At 71.7% G+C, this 19,722-nt stretch carries 21 protein-coding genes; 12 read left to right on the top strand and 9 right to left on the bottom strand.

Translation table 11 applies throughout. The annotated features are described in order from the left end of the window. The first annotated feature begins 136 nt into the window (after positions 1-136). Genes ACGFNN_RS28435 through ACGFNN_RS28420 form a run of 4 tightly spaced genes read left to right on the top strand, consistent with a single transcriptional unit; the run spans position 137 to position 5,059 of the window. Positions 137-922, top strand: a complete 786-nt coding sequence (locus ACGFNN_RS28435; RefSeq protein WP_362553377.1) for a redox-sensing transcriptional repressor Rex — start codon at positions 137-139, stop codon at positions 920-922. After that, positions 919-2,412: a glutamyl-tRNA reductase gene (locus ACGFNN_RS28430; RefSeq protein WP_393560096.1), complete on the top strand. Its 1,494-nt coding sequence runs from the start codon at positions 919-921 to the stop codon at positions 2,410-2,412. Before ACGFNN_RS28435 ends, ACGFNN_RS28430 begins: the two co-directional genes overlap by 4 nt. Further along, positions 2,409-3,395 (top strand): hydroxymethylbilane synthase, encoded by a 987-nt coding sequence (gene hemC, locus ACGFNN_RS28425; protein ID WP_362663998.1) that lies wholly within the window; start codon positions 2,409-2,411, stop codon positions 3,393-3,395. Before ACGFNN_RS28430 ends, hemC begins: the two co-directional genes overlap by 4 nt. Continuing rightward, entirely contained in the window at positions 3,392-5,059 is a 1,668-nt protein-coding gene (locus ACGFNN_RS28420; RefSeq protein WP_393560094.1) for a uroporphyrinogen-III synthase, read from the top strand. The genes hemC and ACGFNN_RS28420 overlap by 4 nt, the downstream gene beginning before the upstream one ends. Before the next feature lie 72 nt (positions 5,060-5,131). Here the strand turns inward: ACGFNN_RS28420 and ACGFNN_RS28415 are convergent, their stop codons facing one another. Then, positions 5,132-5,869, bottom strand: coding sequence for a class I SAM-dependent DNA methyltransferase (locus tag ACGFNN_RS28415; RefSeq protein ID WP_393560092.1), 738 nt, complete (start codon positions 5,867-5,869; stop codon positions 5,132-5,134). 128 nt (positions 5,870-5,997) lie between these two features. On the opposite strand from ACGFNN_RS28415, the gene hemB reads away from it, so the two are divergent. Further along, entirely contained in the window at positions 5,998-6,993 is a 996-nt protein-coding gene (gene hemB / locus ACGFNN_RS28410) for a porphobilinogen synthase (protein WP_393560090.1), read from the top strand. Between the two features lie 22 nt (positions 6,994-7,015). On the opposite strand, the gene ACGFNN_RS28405 is transcribed toward hemB, so the two are convergent. From ACGFNN_RS28405 to ACGFNN_RS28395, 3 genes are read right to left on the bottom strand one after another with little or no spacing between them, the layout of a single operon-like run. Continuing rightward, entirely contained in the window at positions 7,016-7,675 is a 660-nt protein-coding gene (locus tag ACGFNN_RS28405; protein WP_362663991.1) for a response regulator transcription factor, read from the bottom strand. Beyond that, on the bottom strand, positions 7,672-8,841 hold the full coding sequence (locus tag ACGFNN_RS28400) for a sensor histidine kinase (protein ID WP_393560088.1): 1,170 nt from the start codon (positions 8,839-8,841) through the stop codon (positions 7,672-7,674). The genes ACGFNN_RS28405 and ACGFNN_RS28400 overlap by 4 nt, the downstream gene beginning before the upstream one ends. Then, positions 8,838-9,674: a CPBP family intramembrane glutamic endopeptidase gene (locus tag ACGFNN_RS28395; protein ID WP_393560086.1), complete on the bottom strand. Its 837-nt coding sequence runs from the start codon at positions 9,672-9,674 to the stop codon at positions 8,838-8,840. Before ACGFNN_RS28395 ends, ACGFNN_RS28400 begins: the two co-directional genes overlap by 4 nt. 179 nt (positions 9,675-9,853) lie before the next feature. Between ACGFNN_RS28395 and ACGFNN_RS28390 the strand changes: the two genes are divergently transcribed. From ACGFNN_RS28390 to ACGFNN_RS28370, 5 genes are all read left to right on the top strand, one after another. Next, on the top strand, positions 9,854-11,170 hold the full coding sequence (locus ACGFNN_RS28390) for a hypothetical protein (RefSeq protein WP_393560084.1): 1,317 nt from the start codon (positions 9,854-9,856) through the stop codon (positions 11,168-11,170). Between the two features lie 8 nt (positions 11,171-11,178). After that, positions 11,179-11,613, top strand: coding sequence for a hypothetical protein (locus tag ACGFNN_RS28385; RefSeq protein ID WP_393560082.1), 435 nt, complete (start codon positions 11,179-11,181; stop codon positions 11,611-11,613). Between the two features lie 436 nt (positions 11,614-12,049). Next, positions 12,050-13,168 carry a MarR family transcriptional regulator gene (locus ACGFNN_RS28380; protein ID WP_393560081.1) on the top strand — a complete coding sequence of 373 codons (1,119 nt, stop codon included), beginning with the start codon at positions 12,050-12,052 and terminating at the stop codon, positions 13,166-13,168. Between the two features lie 127 nt (positions 13,169-13,295). Beyond that, on the top strand, positions 13,296-13,988 hold the full coding sequence (locus ACGFNN_RS28375) for a DUF5701 family protein (RefSeq protein ID WP_393560079.1): 693 nt from the start codon (positions 13,296-13,298) through the stop codon (positions 13,986-13,988). A 61-nt stretch (positions 13,989-14,049) separates the two neighbouring features. Then, a complete protein-coding gene (locus ACGFNN_RS28370; RefSeq protein WP_393560077.1) occupies positions 14,050-15,141 on the top strand; it encodes a winged helix DNA-binding domain-containing protein in 1,092 nt (363 codons plus the stop codon). A 69-nt stretch (positions 15,142-15,210) separates the two neighbouring features. Here ACGFNN_RS28370 and ACGFNN_RS28365 read toward each other — a convergent pair whose 3' ends face one another. Next, positions 15,211-15,618: an SRPBCC family protein gene (locus tag ACGFNN_RS28365; RefSeq protein ID WP_393560075.1), complete on the bottom strand. Its 408-nt coding sequence runs from the start codon at positions 15,616-15,618 to the stop codon at positions 15,211-15,213. A gap of 452 nt (positions 15,619-16,070) precedes the next feature. Here ACGFNN_RS28365 and ACGFNN_RS28360 point away from each other — a divergent pair, with 452 nt between their 5' ends. Beyond that, the gene (locus ACGFNN_RS28360) at positions 16,071-17,150 is read left to right on the top strand and encodes a lipase (RefSeq protein ID WP_393560073.1); all 1,080 of its coding nucleotides are present in this window, start codon (positions 16,071-16,073) and stop codon (positions 17,148-17,150) included. Positions 17,151-17,193: 43 nt separating this feature from the next. Here the strand turns inward: ACGFNN_RS28360 and ACGFNN_RS28355 are convergent, their stop codons facing one another. From ACGFNN_RS28355 to ACGFNN_RS28340, 4 genes are read right to left on the bottom strand one after another with little or no spacing between them, the layout of a single operon-like run. Then, positions 17,194-17,565: a hypothetical protein gene (locus tag ACGFNN_RS28355; protein ID WP_393560072.1), complete on the bottom strand. Its 372-nt coding sequence runs from the start codon at positions 17,563-17,565 to the stop codon at positions 17,194-17,196. Positions 17,566-17,613: 48 nt separating this feature from the next. Next, positions 17,614-18,150 carry a putative immunity protein gene (locus tag ACGFNN_RS28350; RefSeq protein ID WP_393560070.1) on the bottom strand — a complete coding sequence of 179 codons (537 nt, stop codon included), beginning with the start codon at positions 18,148-18,150 and terminating at the stop codon, positions 17,614-17,616. Between the two features lie 10 nt (positions 18,151-18,160). Further along, a complete protein-coding gene (locus tag ACGFNN_RS28345) occupies positions 18,161-18,364 on the bottom strand; it encodes a DUF397 domain-containing protein (protein ID WP_393560068.1) in 204 nt (67 codons plus the stop codon). Beyond that, positions 18,361-19,146: a Scr1 family TA system antitoxin-like transcriptional regulator gene (locus ACGFNN_RS28340; protein WP_393560066.1), complete on the bottom strand. Its 786-nt coding sequence runs from the start codon at positions 19,144-19,146 to the stop codon at positions 18,361-18,363. The genes ACGFNN_RS28345 and ACGFNN_RS28340 overlap by 4 nt, the downstream gene beginning before the upstream one ends. A gap of 152 nt (positions 19,147-19,298) precedes the next feature. On the opposite strand from ACGFNN_RS28340, the gene ACGFNN_RS28335 reads away from it, so the two are divergent. Continuing rightward, a complete protein-coding gene (locus ACGFNN_RS28335) occupies positions 19,299-19,721 on the top strand; it encodes an ATP-binding protein (RefSeq protein WP_393560064.1) in 423 nt (140 codons plus the stop codon). Position 19,722 lies beyond the last annotated feature (1 nt).

The following is a 19,722-nucleotide window of genomic DNA, read 5'->3' as shown; positions in this document are numbered from 1 at the left end:
CGTGACCCCGGTCACTTTGACAGGACAAAACGGACACAATCTTTGTGCACGCGTTCACAAAGACATAGCCTGCTGTCGACGGGGCGGTCATAGGACATACGGCCGCCTGCAGCCCCGCTCATCCCGCAGGAGCACCGTGGCAACTGGCCGAACTCACCGACCGGCGACCCGTAGCCGAGGAATTCCCGAGGCCACCGTCGCCCGGCTTCCGCTGTATCTCCGCGCGCTGACCGCGCTCTCCGAGCGCTCGGTCCCCACGGTCTCCTCCGAGGAACTCGCCGCGGCGGCGGGGGTCAACTCCGCCAAGCTGCGCAAGGACTTCAGCTACCTGGGTTCCTACGGCACGCGTGGCGTCGGGTACGACGTCGAGTACCTCGTCTACCAGATCTCCCGTGAGCTCGGGCTCACACAGGACTGGCCGGTCGCGATCGTCGGTATCGGTAACCTCGGCGCGGCGCTCGCCAACTACGGCGGGTTCGCCTCCCGCGGCTTCCGGGTCGCGGCCCTGATCGACGCCGATCCCGCCATGGCGGGCACGCCCGTCGCGGGGATCGCCGTGCAGCACACCGACGACCTCGACCGGATCATCAGCGACAACGGTGTGTCCATCGGTGTCATCACCACCCCGCCGGGTGCGGCGCAGCAGGTCTGCGACCGGCTCGTGGCGGCCGGTGTGACCTCCATCCTGAACTTCGCGCCGACGGTGCTCTCCGTGCCGGAGGGTGTCGACGTGCGCAAGGTCGACCTCTCGATCGAGCTGCAGATCCTCGCCTTCCACGAGCAGCGCAAGGCTGGCGAGGAGGCCGCGGCCGACGGCAGGGCGGTCGCGGACGAGGACGAGGAGGCGGCGCCGCCGATGCGCGCCACCCCCACCGGCCGGAAGGGACCTGACGGGGACATGCCCGCAGTGATGCCGGCATGAGTCTTCTGGTCGTAGGTCTGAGCCACCGCAGCGCCCCCGTCTCCGTGCTGGAGCGGGCCTCGCTGGCGGTCGACGCCCGGACGAAGCTCCTTCAGGACACCCTCGCCGCCGAGCCCGCGACCGAGGCCACCGTCCTGGCCACGTGCAACCGCATCGAGCTGTACGCCGACGTGGACAAGTTCCACGCGGGTGTCGCCGAGCTGTCCACCCTCCTCGCGCAGCACAGCGGGGTCGGTCTGGACGAGCTCACTCCTTATCTTTATGTGCACTACGAGGACCGTGCCGTCCACCACCTCTTCTCGGTGGCGTGCGGGCTGGACTCGATGGTCGTCGGCGAGGGCCAGATCCTCGGCCAGATCAAGGACGCGCTCGCGCTGGGGCAGGAGCTCCACACGGCGGGCCGTCTGCTGAACGACCTGTTCCAGCAGGCCCTGCGGGTCGGCAAGCGCGCGCACAGCGAGACCGGGATCGACCGGGCCGGGCAGTCGCTCGTCACCTTCGGTCTGGAGCAGTTGGCCGATGGCGCCGAGGTCACCGAGTGGGCTGCGGGCAAGCGCGCCCTGGTCATCGGCGCCGGATCGATGTCCTCGCTCGCCGCCGCCACCCTGGCCCGCGCGGGGACCGAGGAGATCGTCGTCGCCAACCGGACCCGGGCCCGTGCGGACCGGCTCGTCGAGATCCTCGGCCAGGCCGGCGTACCGACCGCGCGTGCCGTGGAGATGACCGCGGTGGCGGGCGAGCTGACACGTGCCGACATCGTCGTCTCCTGCACCGGAGCGACCGGCCTGGTGCTGACCGCGGAGGCCGTCGCCCACGCGCTCGGCGTGGAGTTCGAGACCGCCACCCAGGCGCCCGAGGCTCCCGCCGTAGCGGCGCCCGACGAGCTGGACCAGCACGCGGCGTGGGTGGAGAACGGATCCGCCACGACGGCCGACCGGGACCGCGCCGCGCGCCGTGCGCCGCGGCCGGCCCCCGCATCCGGCCCGGCCCGGATGCACCTGCTGGACCTCGCGATGCCGCGCGACATCGACGGAGCGGCCCACCGCGTCGCCGGTGTGCGCCTCGTCGACATCGAGTCGCTCGCCGAGGCGTCCGCCGACGCCCCGATGGCCGCCGATGTGGACCAGGTGCGCACCATCGTGGCCGACGAGGTCGCCGCGTTCGGCGCCGCTCAGCGCGCCGCCCACATCACCCCGACCGTCGTCGCGCTGCGCACGATGGCCGCCGACGTGGTGGCGGGCGAGATCGCACGGCTCGACGGGCGCCTTCCCGACCTGGACGAGAAGCAGCGCGCCGAGATCACGCAGACCGTGCGCCGCGTCGTCGACAAGCTCCTGCACGCGCCCACCGTGCGGGTCAAGCAGCTCGCGAGCGAGCCCGGCGGCGCCGGGTACGCGGATGCGCTGCGCGAACTCTTCGACCTCGACCCGCAGACGGTGGCCGCCGTCTCCCGGGCAGACCTGAACGACCCGAATAGAGGGCGGTCATGACCGACAACTCACCCCTGGGTGGGGAGACCACAACACCGCTCCGGCTGGGCACCCGGCGGAGCAAGCTCGCCATGGCGCAGTCCGGCATGGTCGCCGACGCGGTCCGTGAGGTGACCGGACGTGCCGTCGAGCTCGTCGAGATCACCACGTACGGAGACGTGTCCCGGGAGAACCTGGCGCAGATCGGCGGGACCGGTGTGTTCGTCGCCGCGCTGCGCGAGGCGCTGCTGAGCGGCGAGGTGGACTTCGCCGTCCACTCGCTCAAGGACCTTCCGACCGTGCAGCCCGAAGGCCTCGTCCTGGCCGCGGTGCCGGTCCGTGAGGACCCGCGCGACGCCCTGGTGGCGCGCGACGGCCTGACCTTCGAGCAGCTGCCGCCGGGTTCCCGCGTCGGCACCGGCTCGCCGCGCCGCATGGCGCAGCTCAACGCGTACGCCCGCTCGCACGGCCTCGAGATAGAGACCGTCGCGATCCGCGGGAACGTCGATACGCGCATAGGTTTCGTACGGAGCGGAGAGCTGGACGCGGTGGTACTCGCCGCGGCCGGGCTGAGCCGCCTCGGACGCACGGACGAGGTCACCGGCTTCCTGCCGGTCGACACCGTCCTTCCCGCTCCCGGCCAGGGAGCACTGGCGATCGAGTGCGCTGAAAGCAGCGCCGACCTCGCCGCGGCGCTCGCCGAGCTCGACGATCCGTACACCCGGATCGCCGTGACCGCCGAGCGTGCCCTGCTCAACGCCCTGGAGGCCGGATGCTCCGCACCTGTGGGTGCGCTGGCCGACCTCTTGGCCGACGGGCAGGTTGTCAACGAACTGCGCCTGCGCGGTGTCGTCGGTTCCACCGACGGCACCTCCCTGGTGCAGCTGTCCACCACCGGTCCCGTCCCCACGTCGCACGACGACGCGGCGGCCCTCGGTCGCGAGCTCGCGGCCGAGATGCTTGCCAAGGGTGCGGCCGGTCTTATGGGGGAGCGAGCACTTTGAGCCCCACCGGCCCTGTCGTATCCGACTTCCCTGTCCTGTCCGCAGGGCATGTCACCTTCCTCGGCGCCGGTCCCGGCGACCCGGGACTGCTGACTCTGCGCGCTGTCGAGGCGCTCGCGAGCGCGGACGTCCTTGTCGCCGAACCGGACGTTCTCGACGTCGTTCGCGGCCATGCCAGGGCAGGGGTAAGCACGCCTGAGATGACGGTTGTTGACACGGCGTCAACACCCGCCGGAGTACCCGTCCTCAGGGATGCCGCCAATCTTGTCATGGAGGCCGCCAAGGGTGGCAGGCGGGTGGTCCGTGCCGTGTCGGGCGACCCCGGCCTGGACGCTGGGACGGGCGCCGAGATGCTCGCCTGTGCCGCCGCGGGCGTGCCCTTCGAGGTCGTGCCCGGCATCGCGAACGCGGTCGGTGTGCCCGCGTACGCCGGTGTCCCGCTCCGCGACGCGCAGGGCGCCGACGTGCGTTTCGTCGACGCTCGTACGGCTTCGGACCGCTGCTGGTCCGAGGTCGGCGCGAGCGACGCGACGGCCGTCGTGTCCACGTCGCTCGACTCGGTGGCGGCGGCCGCCGGTGAGCTGGTCTCGGCGGGCCGCAAGCCCGACACCCCGCTCACGGTCACGATCGCCGGGACGACGACCCGCCAGCGCACCTGGACGGCGACCCTCGGGACGATCGCCCAGGTGCTGAAGCAGGCGAAGGTCCTCCCCTCGCCCGACGGGCACCTGCCGGTCATAGCCGTGGTCGGGGAGCGCAGCTCCGCCGCCCAGCGTGACCAGCTCGCGTGGTTCGAGTCCAAGCCGCTGTTCGGCTGGAAGGTCCTCGTGCCGCGTACGAAGGAGCAGGCGGCTTCGCTCTCCGACCAGCTGCGCTCCTACGGCGCGGTGCCGCACGAGGTTCCGACGATCGCGGTCGAGCCGCCGCGTACGCCCCAGCAGATGGAGCGGGCGGTCAAGGGCCTGGTCACGGGGCGCTACGAGTGGATCGCGTTCACCTCGGTCAACGCGGTGAAGGCGGTCCGGGAGAAGTTCGAGGAGTACGGGCTCGACGCCCGTGCCTTCGCCGGGATCAAGGTCGCGGCCGTCGGTGAGCAGACGGGCGCCGCGCTGGTGGACTTCGGTGTGAAGCCCGACCTGATGCCGTCCGGTGAGCAGTCGGCCGCCGGTCTGCTGGAGGACTGGCCGCCGTACGACCCGGTCTTCGACCCGATCGACCGGGTGTTCCTGCCGCGTGCGGACATCGCCACCGAGACCCTGGTGGCCGGGCTGATCGAGCTCGGCTGGGAGGTCGACGACGTCACCGCGTACCGCACGGTCCGCGCCTCGCCGCCGCCCGCCGACACCCGGGAGGCGATCAAGGGCGGCGGTTTCGACGCGGTGCTCTTCACCTCGTCCTCGACCGTCCGCAACCTGGTCGGTATCGCGGGCAAGCCGCACAACGTGACGGTGATCGCCTGTATCGGTCCCGCCACGGCGAAGACGGCGGAGGAGCACGGCCTGCGGGTCGACGTGCTGTCCCCGGAGCCCTCGGTGCACAAGCTGGCCCAGGCGCTCGCGGACTTCGGCGCGCAGCGCCGGGACGCGGCGAAGGAGGCCGGTGACCCGGTGACCCGGCCGAGCGAGCGGCGCCCGGGTGCGCGGCGTCGCAGGTCGACCACCTGAGCGTAGGTACGGCCGAGGGGCCGGTCGCTTCCCGAGGGGAGCGGCCGGCCCCTCACGCGTGGGCTCCCGGTCTCAGAGCGGTTTGCGCCAGACGGAGATGTGGCCGTCGGAGTCCTGGGTGAACGGGGTGCCCTCCCAGTCGGCGACCCGGCGTTCCAGCCGGAGCCCGGCGATGCGCGCCATGAGGTCGAGCTCGGCCGGCCAGGCGTACCGCTGCCGGGAGGCGCCCCTGCGGTAGCGGCCGTCCTCCTCGCGGAAGAAGTGGTGCGAGACGAGGAGCTGCTCGGTCAGGTCGAAGGTGTCGAAGCCGAGGTGCTGCTCGGAGACGTCGAACGGCACGGCGGTCTGGGTCGGGGGCAGGAGCCGCAGCGGCGGCACACCGAGCTCTACGACGAACCGGCCGCCGGGCTCCAGGTGGTGTGCGGCGTTGCGGAAGCACTCGACCTGCTCGTCCTGGGTGAGCAGGTTCCCGATGGTGTTGTAGACGACGTACACCAGGGAGAACGTGCCGGGGACCTTGGCGGTGGCCATGTCCCCGATGTGGACCGGGAGCCGGTCCTCGCCGATCTTGCGTCGGAGTACGGCCGCCATGTGCTCGGAGTACTCGATGCCGGTCACGGGCACGCCGCGTTCACGGAGCGGGATGCCGACGCGGCCGGTCCCGATGGCGAACTCCAGGGCCGGCCCGTCGCCGGCGAGTCCGGCGAGGAGGTCGAGGGTGGGCCGGAGGAAGGCGGCGGTGGATCTCGGGGCCTCCCCGGCGTCGTAGCGTTCGGCGGTCTCGTGGTCCCACAGGTCGCTGCTCGTCACGGGCAAGCACTCTGCCGGACCGGCCGGGGGCTGTCGACGTAATTCCTCGCCCCCGGGTGGCTTCGGTCCCGCTTTTTCCGGGTGGACTGTCGGTAAATCGGCGATGTGTACGGGTCTAGTCTCGAAGGATGACTGAGTACGGAAACTTCCCCGGCTCGCGGCCCCGCCGGCTGCGTACGACCCCTGTCATGCGGCGCATGGTGGCCGAGACCCGGCTCGATCCGGCGAACCTGATCCTGCCGGCGTTCGTACGTGAGGGCATCGACGCCCCGGTCGCCATCTCGGCCATGCCCGGTGTCCAGCAGCACACCCTGGACACGCTGCGGAAGGCCGCCGTGGACGCCGTCGCGGCGGGTGTCTCGGGGATCATGCTCTTCGGTGTCCCGCTGGAGGAGAAGAAGGACGGCCGGGGCACGGCGGGGACCGACCCGGACGGCATCCTCCAGGTCGCCCTGCGGGCGGTGCGGGAGGAGGTCGGTGACGACCTGGTGATCATGTCTGACCTCTGTCTGGACGAGTTCACCGACCACGGTCACTGCGGGGTGCTGACCGAGGACGGCCGCGTCGACAACGACGCGACGCTGGAGCGGTACGCGGAGATGGCGCAGGTGCAGGCCGACGCGGGCGCGCACGTGGTGGGCCCGAGCGGGATGATGGACGGCCAGGTCGGGGTGATCCGTGACGCGCTGGACCAGACGGGATACGAGGACGTGTCGATCCTCGCCTACACCGCGAAGTACTCCTCCGCCTTCTACGGCCCGTTCCGCGAGGCGGTCGGCTCCTCCCTGAAGGGCGACCGCAAGACGTACCAGCAGGACCCGGCGAATCTGCGGGAGTCGATGCGGGAGCTCGCGCTTGACCTGGAGGAGGGCGCCGACATGGTCATGGTCAAGCCGGCCGGTCCCTACCTGGACGTTCTCGCCAAGGTCGCCGACGCGGTGGACGTGCCGGTCGCGGCGTACCAGATCAGCGGTGAGTACTCGATGATCGAGGCCGCGGCGGAGAAGGGCTGGATCGACCGGGACGCGGCGATCCTGGAGAGCCTGACGGGCATCCGGCGCGCGGGAGCGCGGATGATCCTGACGTACTGGGCGACGGAGGTCGCGCAGCGGCTGGGGCGCTGAGGCCGGCCGGGGCCGGGGCCGTTCAGGACACCAGGCCCCGGCGGTAGGCGTAGACGACCGCCTGGACGCGGTCGCGGAGCCCGAGTTTGGTGAGGATGCGTGAGACGAAGGTCTTTACCGTCTCCCGGCTGATCACGAGGGACGCGGCGATCTCGTTGTTGGAGAGGCCGTCCGCGATGAGGCGCAGCACCTCCAGTTCGCGGGGGGTCAGTGGGATGTCGGCGCCCTTGTCCTCGGTGGGCCGGATCCGGGCGGCGTACCGGCCCACCAGCTGGCGTGTCACCTCGGGGTCCAGGAGTGCCGCGCCGGCGGCCACGGTCCGGATGCCGTGGAGCAGCCGGTCCGGCGGGGCGTCCTTGAGGAGGAATCCGCTCGCCCCGGCGCGCAGCGCCTCGTAGACGTACTCGTCCAGGTTGAACGTCGTCACGACCAGCACCTTGACGGGGTGCGGGACTCCCGCGCCGGCCAGCAGGCGGGTGGCCGCGATGCCGTCGAGCACCGGCATGCGGATGTCCATGACCACGACGTCCGGGCGAAGCTTCTCGACGAGGCCGACCGCGGTCCGGCCGTCGCCGCACTCGCCGGCGACCTCGAGGTCGGGCTGTGCGTCGATGATCGTCGCCAGGCCGGTGCGGATCAGTACCTGGTCGTCGCAGATCAGGACGCGGATCGGGTCGGTCACGAAGGGCTCCCGGCGGGTATGCGGACCCGGACGACGAAGCCGCCGTCCGGCTGCGGGCCGGCGCTGAAGTCGCCGCCCAGCACGTCGACGCGCTCGCGGAGACCGGCCAGGCCTCGTCCGCTTCCGCGGGTGGGAGCGGCCTTCGCGCTGGAGCCGTCCGTGCTGGAGCCGTCCGTGCTGACCTCCACGGAGATCTCCCTTTCGCCATGGTGCACGCGGACCGAAGTGGCGCTGCCATGAGCGTACTTGAGGGCGTTCGTCAGGGCTTCCTGCACCACCCGGTAGGTGACGAGGACGGCGCTGCCGGCCGGCTCGGCGGGGGTGCCCTCCTCCGTGAACTCCACCGGCTGCCCCGCCCGTCGAGTCTGTTCGACGAGCGTCAGGAGCTTGCCGACGGGCGGCGGGGTGGTCTCGGCGCCGTGGTTCGGGTCGAGCAGGTCGAGCAGGTGCCGCAGATCGGTGATGGCCTCTCGGCCGGTGTCCGTGACGGCCCGCAGGCTCTGGTCGAGGCGGTCGGGCGCGGCGGTCAGATAGCGTGCGGCCTCGGCCTGTACGACCATCGCCGTCACGTGGTGGGTCACGACGTCGTGGAGTTCGCGGGCGATGCGGGTCCGTTCGGCATTGCGGGTGTCCTCTGCGACGCGGCGGCGGCGCTCGGCCTCCATGGCCCTGGTGTTGCGAAGCCACAGCCCGACGCCCCAGGCGAGTGCCACGGCGAGGTAGAACGCCACGAACTCGCTGGGCGGGTCGCCCGGGCCGAGCCGGTGGAGTGCGACCGCCAACGGGATGTACGCGGCGGAGAGTACGATCGCGATGGTTCGCCGCCGGTGTTCGACGAGTGACGCGACGCTGATCAGCGCGATGGGCAGCGCGGTGCCCGCGAGGGTGTGGTAACCGCGGAGCTGGTCGAGGGCGAAGCCGAGCGATACAGCGGTGAGGCAGGCGACCGGCCACCGCCGGCGTCCGGCGAGCGGGAGGCTCTGGAGGGCGATCGCCACGACGGCCAGCGCGTCGAAGGGGCGGTTCGGGAGGCCGCCGAGCTCCGTTCCGTTGTTGCGGAATCCCGGCAGGAACGACGCGGCGAGGAGCAGCAGTGCCAGCGGGGTGTACCAGAGCACGGCGTTCGGCCGGCGCCACCGTTGCAGGATCCGCGGAAGTCCGGTCATCGGGGGAGTGTAGTTGCGGCGGTGGCCTTGCCGGCGCCGCGGCGGCGGGGCACCAGGTTGCCGCGCCGGTGTGCCAGCCATATGAACGCCGCGGTGATCAGGGCTCCGAACACCACCGCGTACACGCTGCCTTCCGGGCCGAAGTCGCCGCCGGTGACCCATGCCGGGCCGGAGGTGACGGTGTCCAGCAGCCCTTGCGGGGTGTTGTTGCCGGAGACCTCGGTGCTGAAGATGCCTGCCGCGGCGAAGTTCCAGCCGAAGTGCAGGCCGATCGGCACCCACAGGTTGCGGGTCGCGGCGTAGGCGGCCGCTAGCATCCCGCCGGCCTCGATCGCGATGGCGGTGGCGCCCCACAGATCGGCGTTCGGGTTCAGCAGGTGGGAGGCGCCGAACAGGGCTGCGGTCAGGGTGAGCGCGATCCAGGTGCCGGTGCGCTCCTCGATGATCCTGAACAGGACGCCGCGGAAGATCACTTCCTCGGTCGCGGCGGCCGCCGCCATGAAGCCGACCAGCCCGAGGGCGCCGACGGGGGATCCCAGGCCGTTGATCTCGTAGTGGGCGTTGAAGTAGATGTTCGTGATGACGGCGCCGAACATCGCCGTGCCGATCAGCAGCCCCCGGCCGAGCGCGGCCTCGGCGCCCTCGCGGGCCACCTCGGTGGACGGGCGGCGCTCCGTCCTGCGCACCACCCATCCGTAGACGAGTACGGCGGCCGTGGCCGTCAGGAGCCCCAGGACGAGCTGGAGCCACGGATTGTCCTCGACGGCGCCGAGGGCCTGACCACCGATCACGGCGACCAGCACGACAGCCAGCAGTTGCCGGATGAACCTCATGAACGCTCCTTCACCGGGTCCGCGGCCCAGGTGCCGCGGCGCCTCGAACGCTACGGATCCGGCGGTTCCCGATCGTCACCTCACGGTGGACACCTGCGCGTAGCTCGCACGGGGGACAGGAACCGGGCGGCGATCAATCGGGTTGAGGTCGTTGCGGGTTGAGGGGGAGGATCGCCCGCATGTTCTCACGCAGGAATCGACGCCCCGCGTCCCCCGAGCTTGCCGCCGCCTGGGAGTGCCTCGACGGGGATGATGTCCCCGGTGCGCTGCGCGCGTTGAGGCAGGTGCCCGCGGCGCCGCTGGAGCAGGTCGCGTCGGTCGTGGGGCGTGCGGCGGAGGCCGCGGGCTTCGACGAACTCTCCGAGGCCGCCGGGGCGTTGGCCAAGCACCCCGACCGGGTGCAGTCGCTCTACGACTACGGGTACGCCTGCGTGGAGCGCGGGGTGCCGTATCTGGCGATACCCGCGATGCGCGAGGCGCTGCGGCTGGCGCCCGGTACGGCGGGGCTGATACGCGAGCTGGTCTCCGCATATGAGCGTGAGGGGCGCCACCGGGACGCCGCCGACGTGCTGCTCGCCCATGAGGACGGCCTGGCCGACTGGCCGGACCGCTATCTCCTGGTCTTCAACGCCGCGCTGGCGGGGGATCTGGAGCTCGCCCGGCTGCACCACGGACGTCTGGGCGCTCCGTCCGAGGATCTGTGGCTGAGGGCGCGGGACCGGCAGAACCTGATGCTGGAGCGCGCGGCGGGAGCCGAGGCGGTGAGCACGCTGGACGAGGCGGACCTGCGGGGCTGGCAGTACGTCATGGGCGGCACGGTGCTGGGCACCCTTTCCCCGTTCGGATTCGACGCGGGGATGACGGGGCGCTACGCCTGGACGCAGGACAGCCATGAACTGTGTCTGCACGGGCTGCTCCGGCTGCGGGCGGTACTCGCCGCCGCGGAGGTACGGCCTCGTTCGGTGTCGCTGCTGCCGGACCGGGGGAGCCGGATCCTGGGGCTGGCCGCCGCGGAGGTGCTGGGCCTTCCCGCGGTCCCCTTCGAGGCCGGCCGGGAGGACACCGTAGTCATCGCCCACGACCTCGACGAGACGGCGCGGGCGGACGGGGGAGGCGAGGTCGTCACGCAGCTCTTCGACCGGGCTCCGGGGCAGGTCCTGCACGAGCACGCGAGCTGCTGGACCGATCCACCGGCCGTCGCGGCCGACAGCGTCACCTTCCTGTACCAGTCGGTCGTTGCCCCGTGGGGTGAGCGCCTGATGCCGGGCGAGGACGGAGAGATGGGGTTCGGGGAGCCGGACACCCGGCCGGAGGCGGAGATCGCCGCCGAGATCGTGGCGGCGGATCCGAAGCCGGAGGAGGGGGACGGGGCCACGCCGTCCGACTCCGACGAGGTGCTGACCGCCTTCGTCGCCGGAGTGCGCGGCACCTGGCTGCGGGGCGACCGGGCGGGGCTGCACTCGGCGGGGCCTGTGAGCAGTTCGCGGTTCGTCTGAGGGGCGGAGTGGGCGCGATCGAGGGCTACGGGACACAGGGCGAAACCGTGGAGGCATTGCTGAACGCCGCGGGGCCTTCGGCGATGGTGCTCTCGTTCGAGGAGGACAGGGCGTTCGCCGCGCTGAGCCTGAACCGCTTCGGCTCGGTGGGGTCGACGCGGTTGGACTGGAGCGGGGCCGAAGTCCTGGAACGGACCAGCGGGTTCGACGCCGCCGAGTTGTGCAGGCTGGTGGGCGAGTACGGCGGGGGCGGCCTGGGCGTCGTGTTCCCGGGCAACCTGTGTGTGCCGTCGGTTGCCGTGGACCTCGCGCTGGTGGGCGCGTACGCCGACGCCGTCCTGGACTGTCCCGAGTGCTGGGTCTTCCTCGTGGATGACGGGGTGCTGATCGAGTTCCAGGACGGTGAGGGCTTCGTGGTCGCCAGGGTGCCGGTGCTGGGGTGAGGTCTACGGGGTTCCGACATCGGGCCCGTGGCTCGGGGCCTGAGCTTCGGGATCCGAGAGCCGGGGGTCGAGTTTCGGGGGTCGAGCGCCGGGTTCCGAGAGTCGGGATTCGAGAGCCGGGGTTCGAGCGTCGGACAGGTCGTCTCACTCGTTCGAGGGATGCTGACGGCCCTCCGGGCCCGAAGCTCGGGTTTCGGGATCCGAGGGACGGGATGCGGGCTCCGAGAGTCGAGCGCCTTCTTACATCCGGTAGGTAAAAGCAGGTTGGGAAAACCTCCCTGACCTCCCAGACCCGCCACGGCCAGCAAGTATGACTAATCGTGAGCGACTTGCAGCGGAGAGTCGCGACTGTTTACGGTGCCGAAAACGAACGACCCCGACACGGTGCTCACAACACCAGGCCGGGGTCTCACCCCAAGATCGAAAGCGCGATCCCGTGGCTACCCAGCACCTTAGCTCCGCCTCGCAGGCGCCTGCCTGCTCCCGCCCGTACCCAATGGCACATCCCGGCTACGGCAAGCGTTCCGCTCCGGGCCAACAGCCGCGCACGGCGGCCGACTTCGAGCTGCTACCGGTCAGGGAGCGCAGTATCGCCGCTTTCGTCGACCGCCTGCCCGACGGGGCGGCCATGGACGTCAAGGGCCTGGCGAAGCAACTCCCCCTGTACGGCCAGCAGGCCGTCGCCTCCGCGCTCAAGGCGCTGTCGGTGGCGGGGTATCTGCGCCGGGTGCGGTGCCTCGTGGGAGGCGAAGGCGGCCCGGTGCGCTGGGTGTTCCGCACCTTCTGGTCCCGGACCGCGCGGGACAACGAGTGGTGGGCCGCGCTGATCGCCGACACCGGCGACCGAGCCGGCGCACGGCCGGGCGCCGTTCGAGCCGTCCCGGTGCAGCGGGCGCCCGGTGGGCCTGTGGGCGCCGATACGGTCGAGGCGTCCGCCTCTGCCGCGCCGGAGCCCGTGGCGTTCGTCCCTGCCGCGCCTGAGCCCGCTTCGGTTGCCGCCCCGGTCTCCGTACCCGCGCCGGAGGCCGGTGCGGTGCCCGCAGTGGCGGTGGCCGGTCGCCAGGAGCCGTCGGAGGCGTTCCTCGCGCTCGCCCGGCTCGGACAGCGGGACGCACGCCTGGGGTTGTCCGAGGCCGACTGCGCGGTCCTTGAGCCGCTGGCCGCCGAGTGGCTGGCTCGCGGCGCCGATGCCGCCCGCCTCACCCAGGCGCTCACCGCCGGGCTTCCCGCGTCCGTCGACTCGCCGGTCGGCTTCGTCCGCCGCCGCCTCGCCGACAAGATGCCCCCTCGGCTCCGGGCTGCCGCTGCCGCGTCGGAGCTTAGGCAGACGCCGGTCCGGCGGGCGATGCTGGAGTGCGTGAAGTGCGGGGTGCCCGGCCGCCCCGAGGCGCTTCTCGACGGCCTCTGCCGCCCCTGCCGTCAGCCGGCCGCACCGCTGACCGGCGCATCCACGGACGCGGGCACTGCCACGGCTGCCGATGCGGGGGCGCCCGCCGACCGGGATGTGAAGGCCTATGTCGCAGGACTCCGCGAACTCCTCGCACTGCCCGAGTGAGCGGGTATGCCGGCCGGGGACGTAAAGAGAGAGGGGCGTGGGGCGTGGCGGCGCCGGGAACGATCCGGAGCGGCACCTCGTTGACCCGGCGCCCGCTTCGTCCGCAATCACGAACCGAGGGAGCCCCGTGCCCGAGCCGACACCCACAGCCGCCGTGACTGCCCTTCCATCACTCGTAGACCAGGCCGAGGTGCTGACCGAGCTCGGTCTGCACGAGAGGGCGGGGATCTCCGCCACCGAGCTGCGTGCCTTCGCCGCGGGCGCCGAGGGGGACGGCAGCGGCGGCGACGCGCTCCTCGCGGTGCACCCCGGCCGCGTACCGGCTTCGGACCTCGCGCCGCTGCTCAACCGCGAGGGCAGACCCGGTTTCGTGGTCGGTGACATGACCGACGTCGATGAGTTCGGCCCGCTGGACACCGTCGGGCTGCCGGACGCGCCGGTCTATCTCGTCACCGGTCTCGACCGTGGCGACGACATGTCCAACTGGAGCCCGGACGAGGCGCTGCCCGCCATCACGAAGCACGGGCGCACCCCGTTGCTGCTCACCGAGGGCATCCAATGGGTGCTTCAGCAGCCGGCCGCCCTGGAGCGCAACCGCTGCTTCATGACCATCGGTTCGAGGTTGCGCAAGGCGAACGGCGCGCTGGACGCGCGTACTCCGGCGATCTGGATCAGCAACGGTACGGGCCGTGACGGCCGGGAGCGCCGCAACGCCCCCAAGATCGGCTGGTGCTGGGCGGGTAACCGGCACACCTGGCTGGGCTTCGCGTCGGCGGCGGACCGGGGCACCCGGGAGTGGCTGGGGGCGGTCCCCGCGTGAACGCCGTCCGTAGACCGACGGGTGCGAGGGCTGGAGCGCGGCGCCATCAGGTGGTGGGGGCGTGACCGTACTCGGCGACCGCGCGCTGAACCGGGCGGCGCTCGCCCGGCAACTGCTGCTGGAGCGATCGGCGATGACACCGCAGGAGGCCGTCGTCCACCTGTGCGGGCTCCAGGCGCAGGAGCCGCAGGAACCCTTCACTGGGTTGTGGGCCCGGCTGAGCGGGTTCGAGGCGCCGGCACTGGACACCCTGCTGACCGGGCGGAGCGTGGTGCGCACGCACCTCATGCGGCGTACGGTCCATCTCGTCGCGGCCGATGACGTCCTGGCCTGGCGTACACGCCATGACGCGATGCTCCGGCAGAAGGTGCTGGGTGTGTACCGGCGTGAGCTCGATGGTGTGGACCTCGGCGAACTGGCCTCGGCGGCACGCACGTTGATGGCGGACGGACAGCCCCGGACCATGACCGGGATCGCCGAGGCGCTCGCAGAGCGGTGGCCCGATCGGGGGCGGCGGGCCCTGGGCGAGATGGTGGTGGCCCTCGTGCCGATGGTCCAGATGCCGCCGCGCGGGCTGTGGGGCGTCAAGGCGGGCGTCCGCAACACTCCGCTCACCGACTGGCTGGGCCGCGACCCCGATCCCCCGGCTCCGGAGGGCTCGGACCCGGTGGGGGAGACGCTCGTACGCCGCTACCTCGCGGCGTTCGGGCCGGCGGCCTCGGCGGATCTGCGGGCCTGGTGCGGCCTTGCCGGGCTTCCGAAGGCGGTGGCGGCCGTCAGGGGCGAACTGGTCGCCTTCCGGGACGAGCGGGGCCGCGAGCTGCTGGATCTGCCCGGCGCGCCACGCCCGGACCCCGACACCCCGGCGCCCGTACGGTTCCTGCCCGCCTTCGACAACGCGATCCTCGGCTATCACGACCGGAGCCGGATCATCGACGACGCGCACCGGGGCCTGTCGGTGGAGGGGGCGCGGGTGGTGCTGGTCGACGGGCGCGTGGGTGCGACCTGGACCGTGGAGGCAGGCGCGGTGTCGGTGACGCCGCTGCGTCCCTTCACCAGGGGCGAGCGTGGTGCCGTCGTCGAGGAGGGCAGGAGCCTGGCGTCGTTCCTGTCCGACGGGGCCGGCGACGAGGCCCGGATCACGGGGACCTGAGCCGGGCGGCCCTCCTGGTCAGGACCGTTCCGTCGTCAGGCCCTGTCCGACATCAGGACAGCTCTGTCGTCACGCCCGTTCCATGAGGTGCTTGAGCGTCGCGAGGTCGGCGGTGACGGTTTCGGCGTCCCGCCGGAAGTCGGCGTCGCTCATGCCGGGTTGGCGGCGCAGGGTGAACACGACGTCGCAGCCTGCGGTGTCGGGGATCACCCGTACCGGGTTGTGAACGGTTTCGCCGTTGGGGAGCGTGACCTCGTGGTCCAGGATCCCGAATTCGTTCCTGGGCGCGAAGGACACCGACACCCTGCCCATGGGGGAGTCCGCGACCCAGCGGCCGCCGGTCTCCGTGATCGAGCTGCTGAGCCCGGAAGCCCATGCGGGCAGGTTCCGGGGGTCCGACGCGTAGTCGTAGACCTCACCGGCGGGGCGGTCGATGCGGACGCTGATGTGGCTGATCCCTGATTCCGAAGAGTCCATGGCGGCGACGCTATCGGGCGGGGAGCCCGGTGTCCCGCGCCGGATCCGCGTGGCGGGCGCCGTCGGCGGTGTGAGTGGGGAAGGCCCCATCCGGTGCCGGGGGGAAGTACCAGTGCGGTGGCGGCCGGGGTCCGTAAGGCTTGACGGACCGCAGTCCCGACCTACTTGGGGGAACCATGGCCGTCTCCAGCGCCGCCCGTCTTCTGAGAAGGGGCCGGCACCGGCCCTTATGGGTGCGTGCTCGTCGTGACCGGACCCACCGCCGTCCGCTGAGAGCAGTGGCGGCTGCCGCCTGCTGCGCTCTCCTGCTCGGCGCGTCCGCCGCCCACGCCGTCGAGCCGACGTCGTACGCGCGGGTATTACAGCAGGCCGGGGAGCAGCGGGGGACGATGTGGACGCGGGGCGCGCTGGTCTCGGCTGAGAGGCTGTACACGCTTCCCACACCGGAGGCCGTGGTCGGCGAACTTACCGAGGCGGGCTTCTCGGGCGACACCGTCCGGCACGGCGTCGTGGCCTACCGGCTGGTCTACCGGACCGTCGACGCCCACGGGCGGCGTACGACGGCGAGCGGGCTGCTCGTACTGCCGCTGTCCTCCGAACGCCGTTTGAGCGCTGTCTCGTTCGCTCACGGCACGGGTGTCCACAGGGGCGACGCTCCGTCCGTGCAGCGGGCCAGGTTCGTGTCCGCGCCTGCCGTGGCGCACGCGGCGGCGGGGGCGGCCGGGGTCGCGCCCGACTACCTGGGCATGGGTACCGGTCCCGGTCCGCATCCATGGATGGACGTCCCATCGGAGACCACGGCGTCCCTGGACATGCTGCGTGCGGCGCGTGCGTTCGTCCCGCGTACCGGGCACGTCCTGGAGCGCGACGTCATGGTCACCGGTTTCTCCCAGGGCGCCTCGGCGGCCCTGGGGCTCGGCCGGGCTCTGGAGGCCGGGGAGGACCGGTGGTTCCGGCTCGGCGCCCTCGCGCCGGTCAGCGGCGCGTACGACTTCGGCGGAACGGAACTGCCCGCGTTGTTCGCCGGTGACGTGGAGGCCAAGTCCGGGGTCGTCTACGCGGCGTACACCCTGGTCGCCTTCAACCGGCTGCATCGCGTCTACGCCGACCCCGGTGAGGTCTTCGAGGCGCGGTACGCCTCTCACATCGAGGCGCTCTTCGACGGCACCCACACCGGCGCAGAGGTCATGCAGGGCACCCCGGGGTCCCTGGACGAGCTGCTGACGGAGCGGGGCCGCAGGATGCTGGAGCATCCGACCGGCCGGCTGGCGGACGCGCTGCGTACGACGGACGCCGTGTGCACGGACTGGGTACCGGAGGCCCTGGTGCGGCTGTACATGGCATCAGGGGACGAGCAGGCCGTCACCGCCAACACCGAGCGGTGCAGGGCTGCTCTGGCGGGGAACGGCGTGTACGCACCGGTCGTCGACGTGGGTCCCGTGGACCATCAGGGTTCGCGGCACGTGGGGTCGAACGTCGCGGCCACGCCTTTGATCGTCCGGTGGTTCGCGGAGTTGCGCGACCACCACTGACGCCGTGACCGCCCGGCCGGGCCGTCTGTGCCGAGTGCGGCCGTCACGGCCAGTCGACCATGCCGAGGAAGGCCACGAGGGCCGCACCGACGACGACGGGAGCGGCGACCGCGAGCAGTGCGCGCTTGGCGGCGTGCCGGCGTTCCCACGGCACGCACCAGCTGACCAGCATGATGACCAGCGCGATCACCAGGCCGGTGCAGAGCACGCCCCAGGCCGCGCCGTAGGAGGCGTCGAACCGGTCGGCCTCGGCGCCGTCGCAGGAGTCGCAGGCCATCGGGGACAGGGCTCCGTAGAACCAGGCGAAGCCGGCCGCCGGGAGGGTGAGGAGCGTCGAGAGCAGAGGCGCCACCCAGGCGCGGGGGTCGCGAGAGGCGGTGTTCGAGTCGCTGGGCGCCTTGAGGTTGTCCGACATGTGCGCGAGTCAACACCCGCTGGAACAGCCTCACATGAGTGCTGCTACTCAGAACGGACGGTGCCGGGTGCCTTCGGGGCGGAGGGCGGTGTCGAGCAGGCGGATCAGCTCACCGACGCGGCCTCCGCCTTCCGGGGCCGCCGGGTAGCGGGCGAGTACGTCCACGACCTCCGGTGACGCGGTGGCGGCTGCGCGGGCGATGTGTTCCGCGCCCCGGGTCCGGTCGTCGCCGGCGGCGAGCTCGGCCGCTCCGAGGATGTGCTTGACCTGGGTGGCCTTGGCCAGCGGATGCAGATACGCGGCGCCTGCCGCAGCCATCGCCGCTCTCGCCGCCTGGCCGGCGGCTGCGTCATCCGTGGCTCCGGCTGCCTTGAGCGCCGCCCAGGCCGTGTCGCGCAGGAGTTTCCCGCGCTCGCCGCCCCGGGCGAACGCCCAGGCCGCTTCGATCGCCTTGCGGGGGCGTGAGTCGTCGGGCCGACCGGCCTCGAAGAGGCCGAGTGCCGGCTCCGCGCAGGCCGCGGCGAATGCCGCCACCGCGCGGAGGTCCTGTGTGGTCAGCTCGACCGTGCCCGGCTCTGCCGTCATGTCCCGGCGGTCAGCTCCCGGCCGCGTACGTGGTGAAGGATGCCCAGGCGGCTGGGGTGACGGTGAAGGTGGGGCCGTCGGGGTTCTTGGAGTCGCGGAGGTGGACGGTGGTGGGGTGGGCGGCGGACTCGGTGCGGGCGTAGGCGACTTCGAGGCAGTTGCCGCCTTCGCTGCCGCTGTAGCTCGACTTGAACCACTCGTGTGCGGTGCTCATTGCTCTCCTAGCAGCCGGTCCAGCAAGGCCCTGGTGTCCTCCGTGTTCAGGGCTTGTGTCCGCAGCATCGCATATTTCTGAGAGAGGATGCTGACCTCGTCGGGGTCGGCGATGAGCTGGCTGCCACGCTGGGTCTCCGTGTAGCCGAGATGCTGGTGATCCGCCGTCTCCAGCAGCACGAACGGCCCGTCCAGGGCGGCATGGGAGTGCCGGCCGGCCGGCATCACCTGGATGGTGACACCGGGGAGGGCTGAGCACGTGCGGAGGTGTTCCAGAGCCTCCTTGTACACGGCGTCACCGCCGAGCCTGTCGAGTAGCACGGCTTCGGCGACGATGAAACTGATGCACGGCGGGACATGGCTGTGCAGGATTCCCTGGCGATCGAGCCGTGTGGTGGTCTGGGCCTCGATCTCCTCCTCGGAGAAGGCCGGCACTCGGCTGTTGAACACGGCGCGGGCGTAGCTCTCCGTCTGGAGGAGGCCCGGAAGCACCTGGTTCTCGTAGAAGGACAGGGTGGACGCCTCCCGCTCCAGATCGATGAACGTCTCCGCCCACGCCGGGATCAGGTCCACCTCCGGCATGTTGTCCACCGCCGTCCCCAGTGCCCCCTTCGTATCGAGGAGTTGGTCCAAGCGGCGGGCGAGATCGGGCAGCAGCGCGCGGCGGCCCTGTTCGATGGAGGCGATCGTTTCGAGCTGCACGGCTGCTCGGTCGGCCAGTTGGGCCTGGGTGAGGTCCGCCGTGACGCGGAAGAGGCCGACGAGTTTGCCGATCAGCTTCATGGCTGAGGCGTTCCGGCTTCGGCGTTTCGTGGGGCGCATACGGTCGGAACTCCCCGTCCTCGTACGTACGTCATGCATGCGCGGCCCGTACAAGAGATCTGTACGGGCTCACCTACTGCAGGAGGGTATGCACACAGGGTGACCATCGTCCCGTGAACGAGACGATGCAACCCTCTCTGCTGCGCGAGCGGCTCTGCCGACGTGAGCGCAGGTCCGTGGCCGTCGTGCGGGAGTTCGTGAGGGCCGCCGCAGAGGAGTGGGGCTTCGGGGCGCGGGTGGACGACCTGCTGCTCTGCGCGAGCGAACTGGCGACGAACGCCTTGCGGCACGGGGTCCCGCCGGGGCGGGGATATCTCGTACGGCTGATTCTGGAGGACCGGGGCAGGGAGCTGGTCTTGGAGGTGCACGACAGCGGGAGTGGGGAGCCGGTCGTGCGGGAGCCTCGCGAGCAGTCGGGGCGTGGGCTGTTGCTTGTGGAGGCGCTTGCCGACCGGTGGGGTGTCGGGGAGCGGGACCCCGGGAAGGTCGTGTGGTGCGCGTTCTCCGCGCCTGATGCCCACCCCGGAACGACGTAAG

This window comes from Streptomyces sp. NPDC048590 (assembly GCF_043199535.1).
Lineage (GTDB): Bacteria > Actinomycetota > Actinomycetes > Streptomycetales > Streptomycetaceae > Streptomyces.
Note: the sequence above shows the minus strand (reverse complement) of the source record. Positions and strands in the feature narration are given on the sequence as shown.